Below are 440 nucleotides of genomic sequence, written 5' to 3' on the forward strand. Positions count from 1 at the left end.
CGAAGCCGTCGATCCTCGGTCGCGAACGGCGGTACACCCGTGACGAGACGGTCCGGGCCGCAGGGGCGTCGCCGATGCTCCTCGCCGATGCCGTGTCGGCCTCGCTGCTGCCCGCTGCCGACACGTACGGCGACGACGCGGTCTCGGTACTCAAGGCGCGTCGAGCGTGACCGTGCCGGCGTCGGGGACCTCGAGACCGAGGAGCATCCGCGCGAGCGTGGTCTTGCCGGACCCCGAGGCGCCGATCACCCCGAGGACGCGCCCGCGACCGAGGCCGAACGACACGTCCCGGACCGCGGGGACGCCGTCGAACGCGCGCGCGAGCCCCTCGGCCGCGAGCACGACGTCCGCACCGTGCGGGGTGGGTGATCCGGTGCGGTGTTGCTCGCTCGGTGCGGGGCTGGAAGGTCGCACGGGGCGGTCATCCTCGACCGGGCTGG

General features: G+C 74.5%; 1 protein-coding gene. It reads right to left on the reverse strand.

Features of this window, described 5'->3' with window-relative positions; translation table 11 throughout:
- Positions 1-150 precede the first annotated feature (150 nt).
- Positions 151-440, reverse strand: a 290-nt coding sequence (locus tag I5E_RS06220) for an ATP-binding cassette domain-containing protein (RefSeq protein WP_222836451.1), incomplete at its 5' end; no start/stop codon positions are given.

This window comes from Curtobacterium sp. B18 (genome assembly GCF_000333375.1).
Taxonomy (GTDB): Bacteria; Actinomycetota; Actinomycetes; order Actinomycetales; family Microbacteriaceae; genus Curtobacterium.